This is a genomic window from Chishuiella changwenlii, assembly GCF_900142565.1.
In the GTDB taxonomy this organism is placed as follows: domain Bacteria; phylum Bacteroidota; class Bacteroidia; order Flavobacteriales; family Weeksellaceae; genus Empedobacter; species Empedobacter changwenlii.
The window spans coordinates 77,753-98,182 of the sequence record NZ_FRBH01000003.1 but is presented as its reverse complement, the minus strand read 5'-3'; the positions used below and the strand labels follow the sequence as shown (position 1 = coordinate 98,182).

The window sequence follows — 20,430 nt, the reverse complement described above, 5'->3', positions numbered from 1 at the left end:
GTATAACAATATAAATTCTTTAAAGGATTATTAATGATACTGAGTGATATTTAAAGATCATGAAATTGATGAGGCTTTTGAGAATTTGATATAGTAACTAATTTATGTAGTTGATTTCTATATAAAAATCACATTGTCTATAAATCTTAAGTTAATAATAAGATGTGTTTAATATTATTTATAGTTGATTTTTTACATATATTAAATTTTAAAGTTATCATCTAAAATTGACAATTGTACCTTTCCAAGTTTATCAGCGTCATAATCTTTTATAGTTTCTTCAATATTTATAAAAAGAGAAGTATATATTATTCCAGCTCTTATAGTTTTCATCAATTTTAAAGTTTTCTCAATAAAATGCTCTCTCCCTATTATATAAGTAAAACCATCCTCTGATATTCCAGAGCTACCTAATTCTATAACTTTAAATGATTTGTGTTCAATGAAATTTCTAATAGTTGAAAGCTCTTTAGCTTCAGGTTCTAAATATGAATGTAACTCTTCTTTTTCAAAAAAATCTTTATAAAGCCAAAATAATCCTCTTAAAGCCCAATTTTGACTTTGTTCTATTAAAGGATTGAGTTTTCCTTTTTTTGAATACCATATTTTTCTATAAGTAACTTCATATGAATTATATCCCAGATTTAGATAAATATTAATTAAATATGCTATTTTATCTAAAATAGAATATAATGTCCTAAATGCTAATTTTGTTTTCTCAACGTTATAAGAGTGTAATGAATAATCAAACAAATCAATAATAACTGTATCTCTATCACTAAAGTGTAAGGTTTGATTAACTACAGAATCGTAAAAAAGATATCTAGCAGAACAAAATTCTTGCTTAATCTGATTAAAAATAGTGTGATATTTATAAATGTTCGAATCTACATTATTTACAATTATTGTTGGAAGACATAAAATATCATGAGCAACTATGTTATTTTGAAAAATATCGTTTAAAGGATTTAAAAATAATTTATTTTCTACACACCATTTACGATATTTTTTTTCTTCGAAACTATTTCCTATGGAAGTATTTTTAAAATCATTTTTAGCAGTTAAAAATGTAATATCCACTTTGCTCTCTATTACGGATGATAAACGTAAAAAATCTTTTTTAGCTTCAGGATAAATACCATCTAATTTAATTGCTTTTTTTAAATAAATATTAGATTCTTTTAAAAATAATGCTTTATGATGACTATCATAAAGAACTTGAGCATAATGGAATAGCCCGAAACCTAAATTACCTATTGCCATTGGAAAATCATCTATAATATTTACAGCTAAGCTCCAGCATTCTACAGCTTCAGAAAATCGACCTAAATGCGATAAATTATTTCCGAGATTTGTTAAAATTTCACATTTCCTATTTAAATTCTTTGAATTCTTTGAATAATATAAAGCTTTTCTACAGTTTAATATTTCCTGAACTAATTCTTCACTTTCAAAATTCCAATATAAAGAGTTATTTAATTCCTGAAGCATCATTTTTTTATAAGACCAAGCATTAGACAAATTGTAATAAAATGTCATTTTATCTTCATCTGAGTATTTACCTAAATCAACTAAGGAAGATATATAAATACCTTTATTTAAAGCATCAATTAAATTTAATTCTCTTGAATATTCATAAATACTACCTAAAATTAAATTAGCTTCATCCGGCTTCTCATTATTAATTTCTCCTATATCTAAAAAAAAATTTAGTTTATTTAAAATCTGATCTTCTCTTGACATTGATTAAATATTTATTTAAGTTAATTTTCATTATTATGAATTACAAAAAATTATATTTTTATGATAGACATTATCTGATTATTAATTTCTCCTATTCCAATCCATACTTTTGAATTAGATTGTGATTTTTTATACTTTATATAGTTTTCTAAAACTTTTAATAAATTGTCTTCATCTACATCAATCATATAAGTAAATCCAATACCTCCCTCGTCTTGAGTATAAATTGAACAATCATGTAATTTTTTGTCTATTTTAAATTGATCTATTGTTTTTTTAATTTTTTGGGTGAAATCAAATATCGATTTAGGATTAAAACTTAATAAATATAAAGAAGTTTCAATTGAATGTTTAAGATTTGATTTATCTATTTTAATAATTAATTCTTTAAAAATTTTATTTTTAAAATATGAAGGCTTTGCTACATTTAAAAATCCTTTTTGGAGTTGAAAATAATAATTATTTATAAAATCTGTTTCTGGTGTAAACTGAAAATAACTAACATCAGCATATTCTCTATTTTTTAAAACATTTAATATATTGTTTCCTAAACCTTTTATAAAATACCCTATTAAATCTAATTCTTCAAAAATATAAGTATTAGAATATTTTAAGTAAGAATTTCTAAAATCTAAGTATTTAAAAAACAATGAAGGAGTTTCAAATAAATCATTTATAATAGCTAAATCATACAAACTTATTACCAATGGAAAATTTGATTTATCAAAAAAATTATCATTATCATTATTTTTAATAATAGGAACTATATTTCCAAATTGCTCTAATGTTAATGAAACTAAATAAACCTCTTTATAATCAGAAATTTTTACATTTAATTTTTGATTTAACTTATTGCTAAATTCTACTTCTTTTTCTTCTTTCAAATAATTCAAGACACGTAACGCCTGATTATGTGAATTTATTAAAATATCTTCTAATTGATCTTTTACCTTCAGATTATGACCTGATTTTGCTTTAGAAGATAATTTATTCGCCTTAGCTTCAACTATAAATAAATATTCATTAAATATTATTATACAATCAGTTTCCATTCTACTTTCAGTTGAACCATAAAACATATTCGAATAATGTTTAGCTTCAGGTAAAATAGTTTGAAAATATTTTTCAGATGTAATTTGTAAAAAATTATGTTTTTGCTTTGTAAATTTTCCAAATAACTTACTATTTTTTTTAAAAAAATCTTCAAATAGCTCACTTGCACACCATGTCAAAAGAGGTACTGAAGTTAATAAGTAAGAATCTTTATTTTTTATTAATGGTTTCTTTATTAGTATATTTTCAGAATTAAAAATATCAGAAGAATTAGGTAAAGAATTAAATCCTATAGAAAAAGAATCTAATAAGGAAGTAACATTTTTTATATCTATATTTAAGAATTCCGACAACTCTTCCGATTTAAATACCCAAGACTTATCAATATTATATAAGAATTGTATTCTAAAAAAATTCACATAATATTCTCTAATTTCATGTTCATTTTTCTTGACCAAGTCACTAAAATCTATATTATTATATTTAATAAATTTTTGTTTTGATTTTCCTTTTTTTAATTTTATTGTTTCTCTTGTAAAAGAATTAGAAAGATTATTATATTGTTTTCTCTGTTTTTCAAGTCTTTTAGTCAAGAATTCTAATAAACCATCACTAATTAGTAATATATCAGATAAAGTAAACCCAAAAGACTTATAAATTTGATCATTAAAGGGTTTATATAATTCTTTTGAAAACTGTAAATGATGAATTGGATGACCAGGATTTTTAACCGTTTTTGTTTCTAATTCTATTTTTGAACTAATTTCGTTAAGCAAATCTCCTTTAACATACTTATCTGATAAGTCTTTAGTAGTTCTTAGACTACAATAATTTAGAGTAGCTTCTTGAATTTCAAAAAAATATCTAAGTTTCTCTTCATCATTTACATTAGAATTATCAATAGCTTCATTTTTTAAACATTGATTTGCTACAACTTCAGAAACAAAATAATTCCTTCCTTCTCTATAATCTTCATATTCGTCTTTAGAATGTAGAGAATTAAAATAAGCCAAGAATGATAATAATTCTAAAGAATTAATCTTTCTAGATATACTTTCTATAATTTTAAAATTCTCATCTATTTTTTCTTGATAATTAACATTCAATTCCATTTTTAAATTATATAAATTTATTATTAAATCACAAGTTAACAACTAACTATAATAGTTAGACATTAAATTTATATTTTTATCTATCTATAAAAACTTATAAAATATAAATACATACTAAATTTAAAAATATGATTTTATCTGCTTTCTATATTTTAAAAGAATCTATTGAACACATATTTGTAAAAATCATCAAAGATTTATTATACCATGGAGGAAAAAATTTCATATCATCTTACTCTACAATAAAATCATATTATAGGATTAATCATAAAAGAATATAAATAAATTATTCAAAAATGGTAAATTATATTCATGAGTTACTCCAATTAATATTGAATAATTTACAAAATGATTAGTATTAAAAACTGCAATATTTCTCTTTCTTGTAGATCTATCATAGTTATTTAACTAAAAAATCTTCAAATAACATTTTTATGAAAATTAATGATTTACATGAAGTATTTAAATATTTGATAAAGAAATAATATAAAACCAAAAATCCCGATAAACAATGTTTATCGGGATTTTTATGTGGTCCCACTTGGGCTCGAACCAAGGACTTGCTGATTATGAGTGGGCGTAATGAAACTTTCAAATTGTTTCATTTATATTCATAACTATTGAAAATCAATGTTTTAAAATTAATAAAAATTATTTTTGATTTCATTCAAATAGATAATACAGTACAATATGTTGTCTGAATGTTATACCGATAAAAATTTATGTATGAAATCAAGTATTAAAATCGTTTGTAAAAAAAATGCTCTAGCTGATGGTAAATTCCCAATCTATTTAAGAATTACGATTGATAGAAAATCTAAATTCTATAAAATCCCCTATTCTTGTGATTTAAGAGAATGGAATGAAGCAAAAGGTAGATTCAATTCTAAAAATTCAAATTATCTGCAATCAAATAGAGTATTAAGTAGGTTTGAGGATGACGCTTCTAAAATTCTCGATGAACTGCTTGAGTATAAAAATACATTTACATTAATAGAATTTGATAATTTATATCGTCAAAATTCTATTGATAACAATAATTTTGTTGAATTTTTAGAATTAAGAACAAAACAATTATACGAATCTAAACAAATAAGTTATAGTGATTCTCATAATGACACTTTAATTTCTTTAAGAAAATTTAAAAGCAACATTGATAAATACTCATTTGATGATATTGATTATAACTTCTTATTAAATTATGAAACATTTTTAAGAAAAACAGGATGTAAAGATGGTGGAATTGGAGTTTATATGAGAAATATACGTGCAACTTTCAATATTGCGATAAAATCAAAAATTGCAAAACAGGAATTATATCCTTTTAAAGATTACAAAATATCTGCTCTTAAATCTCAAAAAATAAAAAAAGCACTAACCAAAGAGCAATTACAAAATTTAATAGATTTTGATATTAAAAATATTCCTTCAGCAACTAATGCACGATATTTATATTTATTTAGTTTTTATGCAAGAGGTATGAATTTCACTGATTTAGCTGAATTAAGATGGGATGATATTGAACATAGTAAATTTTCTTACAAAAGAAATAAAACAGGGATTAACATACGAGTAAAAATACCTGAAAACGAAATCACAAATGAAATATTAAATTTCTACAAAGAATATCGCCCCTATCCAACAAATTATATTTTTCCAATTTTAAAGAAAAATATTCTTGAATATGATGAAGAGGAATTAGCAGGTAGAAAACATAATGTTAGAAGTTATTATAACAAACAACTAAAACTAATTTTTGTAAAGTTGAATATTGATACTAATATCAATTTCTATACAGCTCGGCATACTTTTGCTACAATTTCATTAAAAAATGGTGTTCATGTTTCTAAAATTAAACAAGCTCTCGGTCACCAATCAATTAAAACAACAGAATCCTACTTAGAAGATTTTAAAGACCATGAAATTGATGAAGCTTTTGAGAATTTGATATAAAGTAATTTTTTTTTGTAAGATATATTTTTTACTAAAGTAAGTATAAAGTAGTAAATTATTAATGTAATTATATTCTAGTTTTAAAATTAAAAAATATACAATAGTAAAATACGAATATTGAAATGCTCTCTGCTTTAAACAGTTAAAAGATATGGTTTTATACATAGTATGATTATAATGCCTTGTCGCCTCTGCCCGTAGGTGACTATAGCAGCATGTAATGTAAAATAGCTTTGGTGGGGCGGCTGTTTGATCTCTGTTTTAGAATGTGAATGATGGATTTTTTTGCTTTTGTTGGCAGCAAAAAAAAAAACCAACTAAATTTGAAATTGAGTTGGGGAGAGAATTAAAATGTAATGGTATATTTATTTTCTGTATTATTTGAATAATGATGTTTTATTATTTTTTTAGATTTTAAATAATTCAAAATTTCATTATTAATATCGTTTAATTCAACTTTATAATTTTCTCTTTCTTCAATTGCTTCAAATGTACTAGTGTGTTTTAATAATTCAATTACATCATCTTCAGCTAAGTGAGGACATAATTTAAATTTAATTGAAATCAGCTTTAATTTTATACTTTCTTTGTCAATTTGTGATAAAAGTTCATTTAAAATATTTATATCAACATTTGTATTAATTTCTATTGTATATTCTACCAACTTCGAAATAATAGCTTCTTCTTCAAATTCAATTTTATCAAAATCATTTAAAATATAACCGATTAAAAACTTGGAAATTTGATCTTCACTTTCGATAATTAGTTTAGCATAGTCTTTTGCTTCGATTTTTAATTCATCTAAATCTAAATCCTGTCTTATGTATTGGTTGATAAAATGTAGTTTATTCTCGTTATTTATTACGTTGAAAACATCTGTATTTAATACAACTCTTTTTTTATCAATAATATACTCTATAAATTTCGTAAAATCAACATAATCATTAATTTCTTCAAACTCAATATTAGTTCCATTTAAAATTTTAAAATCTTCAATTTTATTTGACTTTATAATTTCACTTATTAGTTCATCATCATTATCAATTGATAAATTTTGATCGTATTCTAATATATTTTTATTTAAATTAATAAATGCTATTAGCTCATTCACTAAGCCTATATTACTGTATATAATTTTTATATTATTCCAACTTGGTTTAATTCTAAGATGTTCTAAAAGTGGTTTAAATAAATTATCATCAATTTCTGAAATAGAAATTGAATGTAAGTCTAATGTAAATTCTATTTCTTTAATATATCTATTAACATCGTCTATATAACTATTATAAAGAATCCAGTTAACTACAGCTTGACCATTTTCTTCTTTTTTTATTTTTGGATAGTATAAATTATCTAAAAACTGATTTATATTTTCATAAATGTAATCTTCAAAATTTTCATCATTGAATTGATTTAAATAGGAAATTTTCCATTCTGGAATATTTATTTGATTGATTTTGTTATTAATTACTTCTAGATTTTGTTCATTGATGTGGTATAAATTGTTTTTATAAATGAATTCTTGAACTTCAAACTTCGTAATATTGTTTAAATCTGAAATTTTGAATGAAATATTTTTATATAATAACGCAAGTTGTTCTGGTGATATATCTTTTAAAATATTCTCGTTTTCTTTTAGATATTCTAATAACTTATCTTCTGAGTTTAATTGAAAAAGTAATTTATCTGGATTACTTTCTTTCAAAATATTTAATATAATTTGATTGATTATTTCGTTGTTATCTTCAATATTTTTCCAAAAAGCTTTTTTATATATTACTTTATGATAAAAATTAAAGACGTTTTTATTATCTAGATTCGCAAATGCACCAATAATAAATTCTTTTTGATAATTTTCATTTGAAAATAGATTATCATAGAATAAATTTATTTCATCCTTATGTTTATCAAAATTTTTTAATAAAAAATTTAAGATGGTATAATTAAAAATTGTTTTTGAATTAAAATGACTTTGAGATATATCATCCATGAAGTCCTCAATATTTTTGATTTTATAAGTAAAGTCAGATTCAATATCATCAATAATTTTATTTCTAAATCTTATATCTTCAAAATCTAGTAACCCTTCGTGTTTATGTGATATATAATTTAAATATTGTTCATTTAAATACCCATTTTTTACTAAAATAAAAAGTAATTTTAATTCATATAATAAAGCTTCTCTATCTTCCTTCTCACCATCTTTTTGTTCAATCTTAAATTTAGATTTTTCAAATATTTCACTATCTGAAATTCTTTTAATCAGATCGCTTATAGACTTAGATTTGATAATACTTATTTCTTTATTTAAAGCTATTTTCTCTTTTTGTAGCCTTCCTATAATTCCATCAGAAATACTTTTAATTTTATCATACTCTTTATTATAATCTATACCTGAGCTTTTTACTAATTGTTGGAATGAAATATTTGTTTCTTTAAATGGAAACCTATCATTATTTCTGTATTTAATATTTTCTTTTAATGTTTTAAAATTTTCATCAATATGAAGATTTATTAATGTAATATTTTCATTGTTGATTTCAATAGAATTCAGAGGAATATCATTTTCAATAAATAATTTTATTAATGAATTAATCATTATTTTATTTAAACTTTCAATATCAGGGATATGACTTGTTTGTAAATCTTTAATTTCATCATCTATCTCTTTAATTCTTGTTTCCTTCTCTGAAATACTATTTTTAAGAAATTCTTCTTTGTGATAAAAAATGGAATAAACTAGACTATCAAAACTATTGCATAATAGATTAACATAATCTTTTGCAAATAAATTCTTATAGATTACAATAGCTAAGATTTTATCGTAAGGAGGGTTACTTATTGATTTATCTTTTTCGTTAGGATTATTTTTTTCCCAGTTCGAAATGTATTGATCTTTAAATATTATAAATTCGTTTTTTATATTTAAAGCTGTACGTGTATCGTTTATATAAGGTGATATTTCTTTGATTAAATTTTTAATATTTGGATTTTTATCTAAAATATCATTATCTAATTCTTTAAGTTTTGTTATAATAAATTCGCGTGAAGTATTAGAATTTATAAAAGGGAGAATAGGGATAATTAAATCAAAGAATTTTGTTTTAGTATGTTCATCCTTAAGAAGATCATCCTTAACAGCATATACAAATGTTATCTTTTTTTTATTTAAATCTTTAGAATTATTTAATTGCTCATTAATTTGTCTAAGATGTGTAAATATACTGACAGAACCTTCATAACGATCTAAATCTTCAATGAATACAATTCTTACATTAGAATTTATAAAAAAGTTTAGAATCTCATCATAATATTTACTTAATATGGATTCATTTGATTCTTTATTCTCATTTGTTACTTGTATATCTGTTGGAGAAATTTTAGTAATTCTAAAATTAATTATGTCATCATAAATATGATAAAGAATATAAAATGTTTGAATTATAAAAATTGAAATGAAAATATCTTTTTGTAATTCCCAATATGGAAAAATTGAAATCTTATTATTAATTGAAGGAAAGAATAAATTAATCACTGTATATAAGAACACTAAAATAAATAATATAGAAATAGATTTCTCTATCCAAGATTTATTTGATATTCTTTTGAATCTAGAATTTCGAAGTTTACTTTTCTTTTCAGAATATAGAATTTGATTTACAATATTAAATTCAATCTCATCTTTAATTATTAAATCATCATTATTTTCAAAATTAGCGAAAGATATTGATAGTGATTTCTTATCTAAATTTTCATTTTTTATAAATGACTTTATAATACTGCTTTTCCCAGAACCATATGAACCTGTGATTGCGATATTTTTAACTGCTTTATTTTTTATACCCCAATCTAATTTTTCAGAATAATTTTTTATTTCATCTTCTTTTAAATGAATTGAATTAAGATGTGAAAATTGTACATTATCTTCTTCTTTTTTATCTTCAAATCGAATTTTGAAGTTTTCAATAACAACAATAATTATATTGCAGAATTTTATAATAGATTCTTTATAATACATTTGAAATAATATATATCCGTAAATTTAATTATATTCTTTTAATAAAAAATCCCCAACATTCCTATTGAGGATCAATACTATTTTTAAAGATAGACTTCTTTATAATCTTCCACCAACTCCCTTAAACTTATCTATAAAAGCGCTGATTCGTTGAAATACGGTTTGTTTCTTTGTTAGGTATTGTGGATTTAACGGACTCATTTTTGGTAAAATGGCGTTTAATTCTGTACCGTTAGAACTTGCATATTCACGTTTTAAAGAAGTTTCGATGTAGCGTTTCGTTGCTTCTTCGTTTAAGTTCTCTTCTTCGATTAATTCAGTAGCTTCTTCTTTTTGTTTGACTTGCGCATACTTAAAGAACGAATCAATAACCGTTGCTTTATCTGGAATGGTATCTAAATCTGTTTCGTTGATAAAATCTACAACTAAAGATTCTTTTCCTCTATTCCCAATACTTGCACGTATTACACGACTTACTTCCTCTACTAACTCAGCTTTGTCTTTCGTTTTCTTATTGTGTTCAAAGATCAATTCTAAGATGTAATCTAAATTGATTTCTTGTGATTTTAATAAATCTACTTCAAAAACCACATCATCCCAATCAATCCCAGAATCTTCAGGTTGTTTACCTTCTTTTTCTTTTCTTAACCAATCACGAATATCATTATACGTAGAACGATAATCCTGCTCTGTTCGCTGTGGTAACAACTGAATCTTTTGCATCACTGCTAAATCATCATCCGAAACATGGTACATTTCTTTGAATTCTTCTACAGCAGTTGCATCATTTTGATCAATGTTTTGTAAGGCTTTTAAACTTGTGAACTCATCATAGTTTTGTAAAACATTTTCAACGCGTAAGTATTCCCCGAATAATTTTGTAAACGCTTTTTTATCCTTTTCTTTTTCAATTACTTCAGGATTAGGAAATTTTTCATTTAATTCGTTCACAACTTCTATGAATCCTCTTCGTGCATCACCAGTTGAAATATCTGTAAAACCTTCTAAATATTCTTTGTAGCTTTTCTCTAAAACAACATTCTTTGTGTTTTTGTTACCGAATAAGGTAATAGCATCAATCGTTGCTTGTTCCAAGTCGCGGAACGTGACAATATTTCCAAAAGATTTAGTTGCATCTAAAATACGATTGGTACGCGAAAATGCTTGAATTAATCCATGATAACGTAAGTTTTTATCAACGAATAAGGTATTTAATTTTGGTGCGTCAAATCCAGTCAAAAACATTCCGACAACGATTAATAAATCAATTTCTTTGTTCTTTACACGTTCCGAAAGATCGCGGTAATAATTTTGAAACTCATCACTATCTACACCATAACTTGTTTTGAACATCTTGTTGTAATCGTTGATGGCTTTAGTCAAAAATTCCTTCGCTGTACTATTTAAAGCAGATGGTTCGAATGATTCGTCTATTATTTCTCCAATCGCAGTTTGTTCTTCATTGGCTGCAAAAGAAAAGATGGTTGCAATCTTCAGTGGTTTTTCACTGTCTATTTGTTGACGGTTTAATTCTTCGTAATAATATTTCGCAGCTTCTACGCTACTTACGGCAAACATGGCATTGAAACCATTATTTGTCCCTTTTGTACGATGGGTTTTATTGCGGTAATTCTGTAAGATGTATTTCGAAATTTCGCTTGTACGTGCAGGATGTAAAAAAGCTTTTTTAGTATCTTCTGCATTCAATTTCATTTCATCAATCTCTGTTTCTACACCTTTGAATTGTGGTTTTACATTGTGATAATCGACCTTGAATTTCAATACCTTTTCATCTCTAATAGCATCTGTAATCACATAAGCATGCAATTCAGTTCCAAAAACACTTGCTGTTGTTTCTGCTCCCAATGCATTTTCAGGAAAAATAGGCGTTCCTGTAAACCCAAATTGGTAGTATTTTTTAAATTTCTTTTGCAGATTTTTTTGTGCTTCACCAAATTGAGAACGATGAGCTTCATCAAAAATAAAAACCACTTGTTTGTTATAAATATCCAAGTCATTATCACCTTTCATTAAGTTGTTTAACTTCTGAATGGTTGTTACGATAATTTTGTTGTCGTCTTTATCGATGTTACGTTTTAAACCCGCTGTGCTGTTTGATCCATTGACACTATCAGGCGAAAATTTTTGGTATTCTTTCATGGTCTGAAAATCTAAATCTTTTCGGTCTACCACGAAAAATACTTTATCAATAAAATCTAATTTCGTTGCTAAACGTGCAGCTTTAAAACTTGTTAAGGTTTTACCAGAACCCGTAGTATGCCAAATGAATCCACCACTTTCTAATGAAGACCATTTTTTGGTTTGAAATGCACTCTGAATTTTCCATAAAATACGTTCAGTTGCAGCAATCTGATAAGGTCGCATTACCAATAATGTGTCTTTAATATCTAAAACGGTATAGGTTAATAAGACATTTAATAGCGTATTCTTTTGGAAAAATGTTGCAGTAAAATCTTTTAAATCTTTGATTAAGGTATTATCAGCTTTAGCCCAATTCATCGTAAAATCGTAACTATTTTTGTTACGGGTAACGGTATTGGCAAAATAACGTGTATCTGTCCCATTCGAAATGACAAACAATTGCAAATATTTGAATAATGAATTGTCTGAATTAAAACTTTCTTTGGAATAACGATGAACTTGGTTAAAGGCTTCACGAATGGCTACGCCACGTTTTTTCAACTCTACTTGAATCATTGGTAATCCATTCACTAAAATTGTTACATCGTAACGATTGGCGTGAGATCCTGTTTGTTCGACTTGAGAAATAACCTGTACTTTGTTGCGTGTAACATTCTCTTTATCGACTAAGTAGATGTTTTGAATGTGACCATCATCAAAAATAAAATCATAGATGTGGTTATCGTGTAATTTGCGCGATTTATCAACTAAACTATCACTTGGTTTATCTAAATATTCTACAAGAAAACGCGCCCATTCGTTATCGGTAAATACCATATTATTCAATGTTTGTAACTGTGTACGCACATTGGCTAACATGGCATCTGTTGATTTTAGATGAGTTGGATTCTCGTACCCCAGATTAATTAAATCTTGGATAAACTCTTTCTCTAAAGCGGCTTCTGATTGATAGGCAATCGGAGCGTCATTTAATTCGTAGAATTTGGTGTATTTGTCTAATACAATATAATTGTTGGATTCTGCAATCGTTTTGTACATCTTATGTTATTCTAGTAGCGGTTAATTAGTTGAATTATTTAGTTTTGAGAAAAACTTAATAGCTTTTCTCTGTAATAGTCGTATTGTTGGGTTCTTAGCTTAATTTCTTTTGTAATCTCTTCTTTGATGGTTGAATGCGTTGCATCAAATTGATCTAAGAGTTTTACAATTCGTTCTTGTTCTTCTAATGATGGATTAGGAATTAATATTTTTGCTAAATCATTTGCATTTACCCTTCTCACTTTCGTTCCTGTAATATATTTTCTTTTCTGTTTTTGAAATTGTTCAGTTTGAAAATAATATGCAACATACTTAGGATTAAATTTATGTCTATAAAAACATGCATCACTACTGACAGCAATATCTTCATTACCTAACCAAGCTACTGCTTTACATACATCATCATCATTTTCACTTGTTGTAGCAATTATTAAATCACCTGTTGAAGCTTTCCTTGCTTTTTTTGCAAATTCTTCTGATACAAGTGTTTTAGTTTCAAAAGCAAAAGTTTTGTAATGTGTATATAGTTGACCGTAATGAATACATCCAACTCCCGTTTCAGTAAAATCCTTTTTTTGTAAACCACTACCTCTTATAAATTCTCCAACACTATTATCTCCTAATTTTATAAGATTAATCTCTTTAAACAACTGCTCACGGAAGTATTCGAATTGTTTTTTACGGTTTTGGCGTTCGGTTTCTAATTCGGTTGTTAATTGGTTGGTTAAAGAAGTTAATTCGTCTAATACACGAACAATTTCTTGTTGGATTTCTAATGGTGGGATTGGAATTAATGATTTACCAAGTTCTCTTGAAGAAAGATGCTTTACTGTACTACCTTCTATTTTACCATGTATTCTATCTAATTCTCCTTGAACTATATAATAAATATATTGTGACAATATATTTGATTTAAAATCTTGTAATCGACAAACACGTTGATTCAGAAGAGCTTTATTATGTATCCATTTAATTGCCATAAAATCACCATCCATACCAATAAGAATATCATCATTATTCACTATAAATTTATCACTATATTCTCCTGAATAAAAAGTATTTGATAATCCTGTATTTACATCTCTTATCCTTATTAGTGGAAGTCCAATACCTTCATTATTAAATTTTTTTGAATCAAATGCAAATCCATTAAATATATTGCACACTTGCTCCAAAGGCAACCACTCCACTTCAACCCCTTGTAATAAGTATTCTAATTTGCTCATCCTTCGATTTCTTTTACCAAGTTATCAATCGCTGCACGCAAAGTCGTAATGTTGTTTACAGTAGCTGTAAGTTCTTTATTTAAAACTTCAATATTTATCACTTCGCGTGTATCTACAGCTTCTACATACGAACTTACCGAAAGGTTGTAATCATTTTCTGCGATTTTAGCGTTATCAATTGTTAAAGCGACGTGTTGTACATTTTCTTTCGTATCAAACAACTCCATAATCTTCTCGATATGAGTATCCTCTAACATATTGTTGTTGGTTATTTTTTTGTAGAAGTCTTCGCCCGTAGCATCTATAAATTGTGTGCTATTCTCTGACTTATGTTTTGATAAAACTAAGATGTTTACACCAATAGAAGTTCCGTAGAATAAATTAGCTGGTAAGCTAATTACCGTTTCTACAAAGTTGTTGTCTACTAAGTATTTTCTGATTTTTTGTTCTGCACCACCACGGTAAAAAATACCAGGGAAACAGACAATGGCTGCACGCCCTTTGCTTGATAAATAATTTAAGGCATGTAAGACAAAGGCAAAATCTGCTTTTGATTTTGGTGCTAATACCCCAGCAGGTGCAAAACGGTCGTCGTTGATTAACGTGGGATCGTCCGAACCTACCCAATTCACCGAATAAGGTGGATTAGATACAATGGCATCGAAAGGTTTATCGTCGATAAAATGCGGATCGATTAAGGTATCGCCCAATTGGATGTTGAATTTATCGTAATTGACATTGTGCAAAAACATATTCATACGCGCTAAGTTGTAGGTTGTATGGTTAATTTCTTGTCCATAGAAACCATCTTCGATGATGTGGTTATCGAAGTGTTTTTTCGCTTGCAACAACAAAGAACCCGAACCAGCCGCAGGATCGTAGATTTTGTTGACCGAAGTTTGCTTGTGCATAGCTAATTGCGCAATCAGTTTCGATACGTTTTGAGGTGTAAAGAATTCACCACCCGATTTTCCTGCATTGGCTGCATAGTTGGAAATTAAGAACTCATACGCATCCCCAAATAAATCAATTTGGCTGTCCTCGAAATTTCCAAAGTTGAGCTCAGCAACACCTTTTAAGATCGCAGCTAAACGTTTGTTTTTATCTTCTACTGTATTTCCTAAACGTGTACTTGTTGTATCAAAATCTGCAAATAAACCTTTGATTTCTTGTTCAGATTCATACCCATTCGCTGAGTTTTCAATATCTGTGAATATCGCTTTTAGGTCTGTATTTAAGTTTGAATTTGTATTGGCATTATCGACTACATTTGCAAACAGCTGACTTGGATAAATGAAATATCCTTTTGTTTTGATTGCGTCATCTTTGATTTCTGCTGTGATGATGTCGTCTGCTAATTTTGCATAGTTTACGCTTTCGTCTCCACCTTCGATGTAATTCGTAAAATTTTCACTGATGAAACGGTAGAATAATGTTCCTAACACAAAGTGTTTAAAATCCCATCCATCTACCGAGCCACGTACTTCGTTGGCAATTTTCCATATTTTCGCTTGTAATTCTGCTCTTTGCGCTGTATTTGTCATTGTCTTTATTTCTTTTTAAAGATAAAATTTATCTTTTGTATATTCATTATTGAAAACATTACAATACTAACATATCTAAACGTCAAAACACGACGTTAATATTTGTTTTGTAATGATTCCTATTTAGTTCACTAATTCATAACTTGTACTTCTTCCTCCCGAATTAGTCTTTTGAAGAATATTTTTATGGATTAAATCTGTAATATCTCTTAACGCTGTATCAGGCGAAACTTTATTGATTAAAGCCCATTTTTTGGTATTTAAATTTCCTTCAAAATGATCCAATAATAGATTAAGAATTTTAATTTGGCGTTCATTCAACAAAACATCTTTATTCGATTGCCAAAAATTATGTTTCACTAAAACTTTTTGTAAAACTGCTTCAGCGTCTTGTATAGCAATCAATAGATTTTCACAATACCATTTCATCCATTTAGTAATATCTTGATCCCCTTTCTGTGTTTCTTCTAAAATCTCGTAATAAGAATTTCGATTTTTTCGGATTTGAGAAGACATACTATAAAAACGTTGATTACTACCGTCCGAACGTGTTAGTTGCAAATCGGCTATTGTACGTGCAATACGTCCATTTCCGTCATCAAATGGATGTATCGTTACAAACCATAAATGAGCAACAGCAGATTTTAAAACACTGTCCATTTCATTTTCTTGATTAAACCAATCGAGAAATTGTTTCATTTCCAAAGGAACACGATCTGAATTTGGTGCTTCGTAATGTATTTTTTCTCTTCCTAATGCACCTGAAATAACTTGCATTGAACCTTCTGTATCCTTACGCCAATCTCCTACCTGAATTTTATACATTCCGCTTCTACCCGTTGGAAACAATAAATTATGCCAACCAAACAGACGATCTTCAGTTAAAGGTTGATTTGCATTTTTAGTCGCATCAATCATCATTTCGACCACGCCATCTACGTTACGATCCGAAGGAATTAAACCTTGTATATCTATCCCTAACCTTCTTGCAATTGATGAACGCACTTGATCTTTATCTAAAATCTCTCCTTCTATTTCAGAAGTCTTGATGACATCTTCTGTTAAGGTAATTAAATTTGCTTCTTCTTTTAAATCAAATCCCAGTATTTCTAATTTCCCAACAAGTTTCCCTTGTTGATTACGAACTTCTCCAAGAACTTGAATCAATTCGTCATTATCCCATTCAAAGGCTGTCCAATCTTTGTATTGATGTATGTAATAAGCCATAATTATGATGTTATGCGGTAAATATACAAATAATCTCCGCAAAAAAAGCGGTGATTAATAAAATAATCACCGCATAATTGGCTCATGGAAATTTAATTTGGAGATACTTTGTTGATTAGATCGTTCAAATCATCTTTATATCCTTCATCAAAAGAATATCTATCTAGTAAGTCTTTAAGTTCATGAACAAATTCTCCATGAAGTTCTATTAATTTTTCATCATCAGGATTCATATCAATCTTGATAATAAATTCATTAGATAATTTACCTACCCAATTAGCGAATAATCCTGAAAAATAATTTCGTGCAAATGTTTCTCTGTCCATATAATTTATTTAGATATTGACAAACTTATATCTTGACACGTCAAAAAGTGTCGTTAAAAACAGATTTTTTAAAGAACTAAAAGCAGACACAAAAATAAATTTCTATACTGCAGGACATAGTTTTGCAACATTATCTTTGAGAAATGGTGTACAAGTTTCTAAAATTAAACAAGCTCTCGGTCATCAATCTATTAAAACTACTGAGTCTTACTTAGAAGATTTTAAAGACCATGAAATTGATGAAGCTTTTGAGAAATTGTTTTAAATAAAAAATCCCCAACCTATACCTATTGGCAAATTGGTTGAGAAATTAAATATACTAATCTTGAATTCCTAAATACCTTTTGAACCTTTCAAAATTAATATTTTTAATATTCTCTACATAAGATACATATGATAGATCCTCATTTTTAATTTTATTAAATAATGATTTTAACCTGTCTAAATCATAAAAAATAAAGGATTTATTGTTGATTAATCTCAATTTATCAGTCATCTCATCTTCATTATTTACATCTGTATTTTTAATTTTATCGAAACCGTAGATTACACCTAAGTTAGATATTTCTTCAAAATCTTTTTGCTCTTGATTATCCATCATTAACATAGAATAAATTTCGAAAATTCGTTTTGAATCATCATTAAAATTGTAACATAAAATAATATACGCTCTAAATTCTACATCTTTTAGTAATGATTTTAAAAACTTTTTTGTTTCTAGATAAAAAGTGTTTGCTTTAATAATATCTGTATGAAAATTATATGAATAAAATAATTCACTTTCTAAAGGATTGAAATGCTCGTTTGAATAATTCAGATTCAAAACTTTATTAGCTAAATTTTTAAATAAAATTTCTTGTATTTTTTCTTTTGAAAAAACTTTTTTAACCTCTTCTTTTAATTTGTAATACTGTAAATAAATATTAAATTCATTATCCTTCTTTTGTTTTTCAGGATCTATTAATAAATAGTAATAATTCTTTATTACATCTTCGAAATGAATATTATTATTTAAAAATTCTTCTGATAAAATAATAGTTGCTAATTCTGATAATTTATTTTCTTCAGTTTTATTTAATATTTCAAGAAAATCCATTCCGTCTAAAATTCGAAATTTTTCATCTGATAAAAATTTAATTAACACTGATATTTCTACAACATCATAATTATCTAATTGATCGATTAAAACTTTTTTAATAAAATGTAAATCTGTAGAATCTAAATGATTAATAATAAATTCTTTTAATTCGTTATTTTTAAACTTTTCGACTATTTCACTTCTTTTTAAAGAATTAGTATAAGAGTCTAAATAGATTGGATAATAATATTCATTGCTTATATCATTAAGTAAACTAAACTGATTTTGAAAAATATAATCTAATGAAGCAACCAAAATGGATTTATCATATACATTAAAATCAACATGATGTTTCTCTAAAAAGTCTAAAAAAATCTTTTTATCAAAAGATAATTTACCTTGATTATTATTAGTTGTATAATATCTAATATTTTCAATTGACATTAGATGTTTCATTATTGGATACTTGAATACTACGAGATTCACTAATAAATACTTATCTAGTAATAAATCATACTTATTAATTTTAGTAAGATGTGCAAATTTTAAATTATTAACAAATCGTTTAACTTGTCTTCTATTATATAAAAAAATTATTAATTGTAATTGAACATTTACTAAATTCCCTTCAGAAGTTGAATCAGCTTTAGGAGTATCTTGCCTATTATTGAATGTATTCCAAACTTTAAAAAAAGTAGATTCATTGAAAAGTGTGTTTGTGCTTTCAATAATCAAATTTGCTGTTTGCTCTTCTAAAAGAGTTAATAAACATTTATTATAGTATTCATTTAATGTATAATTGTTGATTAAAGGTAAATCGATTTGAAGATTAAAAATCTTTTCCAAATAACTACCATCTAATTTACCTTCATTTATTAAGTAATTATTATCAATAGTTGTTATGATATAAAAATTAGGGTAATCAGATAAATTTCTAATTAATTTTAAAACTTCAAATAACTCTTTTTTCTTTAAACGATCGATATCATCAATTATAATAACTATTTTTTTATCTAAATCTTTTACAATTTTCTTAGTCTTATTTAGAGAATTATCTCTATTACCTAGTAAATAATCTGAAATTCCTTCTGCAAACGATTTTATATTAACACCACCATAATTAAAAATTGATATAAAATAATTATGAAAAGCTTTAGATGCATTTGCATTATATTTACTTAATTCTTTTCCAATCGTATTAAAATATTCTTTTAGTAAAGAAGAAGAATCTTCATATTTCCAAGCATTAAAAGGAATTATAATAATTTCATTTGATTCTTTTAATTTCTTTTCGAGTTTCTCTAAAAAAAATGTTTTACCAGTACCCCATTTAGAATTTAAACTTATCGTAAAAGTTCTTTTTGGAGTTTGCTTTAAAATCAAATCATTTATATTGTCAATGTAGTTCTGAAGCTCAAAATCATTATCATCATTATTTAATATTTCATCGTCATCGTTACTATCCGTAAAGTAGATTATCTCATTTTTTGGAAATATTTCTTCACAACTTCTAATAATTAAGTGAAATATATTGAATAGTAAAATAAATAATAGAATGTCTAAATAGTAAAATGGTAAATTAAGGTACCTATCATATTCAGAAAATTTTATATTAGTTCTTAATGAATCATCGAATCTTATAAAAATATATGAAATTGAAAGGACAGTAGTCGTAAATAAATAGAATTTAGAATACACATATTTTCTTATAAATAAGCAGTATACATTGTATGATAAAATTGTACTGAATATTATCCAATATATAAATCTAAAACTGTTATATTCTGATAATTTTTTCGTAATAAGAAATGAATTTCTTAACTGATTATCTAAAAAAGGGAAAATTATGTAAACAATAATTAAAATTGTACATATTCCTTTAATCCAAATGTTGTTTTCTTTTAGATAATTAAGAGCATCATTTTTGGGCATAGTATAGATTTTTTGCT

At 26.0% G+C, this 20,430-nt stretch carries 11 protein-coding genes; 2 read left to right on the top strand and 9 right to left on the bottom strand.

Going from position 1 to position 20,430, the window contains the following annotated elements; translation table 11 throughout:
* Window positions 1-201 precede the first annotated feature (201 nt).
* On the bottom strand, window positions 202-1,743 hold the full coding sequence (locus BUA86_RS03740) for an LA2681 family HEPN domain-containing protein (RefSeq protein ID WP_072930008.1): 1,542 nt from the start codon (window positions 1,741-1,743) through the stop codon (window positions 202-204).
* Between the two features lie 50 nt (window positions 1,744-1,793).
* Window positions 1,794-3,908 carry a hypothetical protein gene (locus BUA86_RS03735; protein ID WP_072930006.1) on the bottom strand — a complete coding sequence of 705 codons (2,115 nt, stop codon included), beginning with the start codon at window positions 3,906-3,908 and terminating at the stop codon, window positions 1,794-1,796.
* Between the two features lie 726 nt (window positions 3,909-4,634).
* Between BUA86_RS03735 and BUA86_RS03730 the strand changes: the two genes are divergently transcribed.
* The gene (locus BUA86_RS03730) at window positions 4,635-5,861 is read left to right on the top strand and encodes a site-specific integrase (protein WP_072930341.1); all 1,227 of its coding nucleotides are present in this window, start codon (window positions 4,635-4,637) and stop codon (window positions 5,859-5,861) included.
* A 346-nt stretch (window positions 5,862-6,207) separates the two neighbouring features.
* On the opposite strand, the gene BUA86_RS03725 is transcribed toward BUA86_RS03730, so the two are convergent.
* From BUA86_RS03725 to BUA86_RS03700, 6 genes are all read right to left on the bottom strand, one after another.
* Window positions 6,208-9,879, bottom strand: a complete 3,672-nt coding sequence (locus BUA86_RS03725) for a YobI family P-loop NTPase (protein ID WP_072930004.1) — start codon at window positions 9,877-9,879, stop codon at window positions 6,208-6,210.
* Window positions 9,880-9,978: 99 nt separating this feature from the next.
* Window positions 9,979-13,080 (bottom strand): type I restriction endonuclease subunit R, encoded by a 3,102-nt coding sequence (locus tag BUA86_RS03720; protein ID WP_072930002.1) that lies wholly within the window; start codon window positions 13,078-13,080, stop codon window positions 9,979-9,981.
* A gap of 38 nt (window positions 13,081-13,118) precedes the next feature.
* Window positions 13,119-14,306, bottom strand: a complete 1,188-nt coding sequence (locus tag BUA86_RS03715) for a restriction endonuclease subunit S (protein WP_072930001.1) — start codon at window positions 14,304-14,306, stop codon at window positions 13,119-13,121.
* Complete coding sequence (locus BUA86_RS03710; RefSeq protein WP_072929999.1) at window positions 14,303-15,850, bottom strand: type I restriction-modification system subunit M; 1,548 nt, start codon at window positions 15,848-15,850, stop codon at window positions 14,303-14,305. The genes BUA86_RS03715 and BUA86_RS03710 overlap by 4 nt, the downstream gene beginning before the upstream one ends.
* 123 nt (window positions 15,851-15,973) lie before the next feature.
* Window positions 15,974-17,077 carry a Fic family protein gene (locus tag BUA86_RS03705; protein ID WP_072929997.1) on the bottom strand — a complete coding sequence of 368 codons (1,104 nt, stop codon included), beginning with the start codon at window positions 17,075-17,077 and terminating at the stop codon, window positions 15,974-15,976.
* 92 nt (window positions 17,078-17,169) lie between these two features.
* Window positions 17,170-17,403, bottom strand: coding sequence for a hypothetical protein (locus tag BUA86_RS03700; RefSeq protein WP_072929995.1), 234 nt, complete (start codon window positions 17,401-17,403; stop codon window positions 17,170-17,172).
* 16 nt (window positions 17,404-17,419) lie between these two features.
* Between BUA86_RS03700 and BUA86_RS03695 the strand changes: the two genes are divergently transcribed.
* Window positions 17,420-17,668 (top strand): tyrosine-type recombinase/integrase, encoded by a 249-nt coding sequence (locus tag BUA86_RS03695; protein WP_072929993.1) that lies wholly within the window; start codon window positions 17,420-17,422, stop codon window positions 17,666-17,668.
* A 54-nt stretch (window positions 17,669-17,722) separates the two neighbouring features.
* On the opposite strand, the gene BUA86_RS03690 is transcribed toward BUA86_RS03695, so the two are convergent.
* Window positions 17,723-20,413: a P-loop NTPase fold protein gene (locus tag BUA86_RS03690; RefSeq protein ID WP_072929991.1), complete on the bottom strand. Its 2,691-nt coding sequence runs from the start codon at window positions 20,411-20,413 to the stop codon at window positions 17,723-17,725.
* Window positions 20,414-20,430 lie beyond the last annotated feature (17 nt).

Excerpts from the sequence above, each read along its gene's own strand:
- BUA86_RS03740 (WP_072930008.1), bottom strand. The coding sequence starts at position 1,743 with ATGTCAAGAGAAGATCAGATTTTAAATAAACTAAATTTTTTTTTAGAT.
- BUA86_RS03735 (WP_072930006.1), bottom strand. The coding sequence starts at position 3,908 with ATGGAATTGAATGTTAATTATCAAGAAAAAATAGATGAGAATTTTAAA.
- BUA86_RS03730 (WP_072930341.1), top strand. The coding sequence starts at position 4,635 with ATGAAATCAAGTATTAAAATCGTTTGTAAAAAAAATGCTCTAGCTGAT.
- BUA86_RS03725 (WP_072930004.1), bottom strand. The coding sequence starts at position 9,879 with ATGTATTATAAAGAATCTATTATAAAATTCTGCAATATAATTATTGTT.
- BUA86_RS03720 (WP_072930002.1), bottom strand. The coding sequence starts at position 13,080 with ATGTACAAAACGATTGCAGAATCCAACAATTATATTGTATTAGACAAA.
- BUA86_RS03715 (WP_072930001.1), bottom strand. The coding sequence starts at position 14,306 with ATGAGCAAATTAGAATACTTATTACAAGGGGTTGAAGTGGAGTGGTTG.
- BUA86_RS03710 (WP_072929999.1), bottom strand. The coding sequence starts at position 15,850 with ATGACAAATACAGCGCAAAGAGCAGAATTACAAGCGAAAATATGGAAA.
- BUA86_RS03705 (WP_072929997.1), bottom strand. The coding sequence starts at position 17,077 with ATGGCTTATTACATACATCAATACAAAGATTGGACAGCCTTTGAATGG.
- BUA86_RS03700 (WP_072929995.1), bottom strand. The coding sequence starts at position 17,403 with ATGGACAGAGAAACATTTGCACGAAATTATTTTTCAGGATTATTCGCT.
- BUA86_RS03690 (WP_072929991.1), bottom strand. The coding sequence starts at position 20,413 with ATGCCCAAAAATGATGCTCTTAATTATCTAAAAGAAAACAACATTTGG.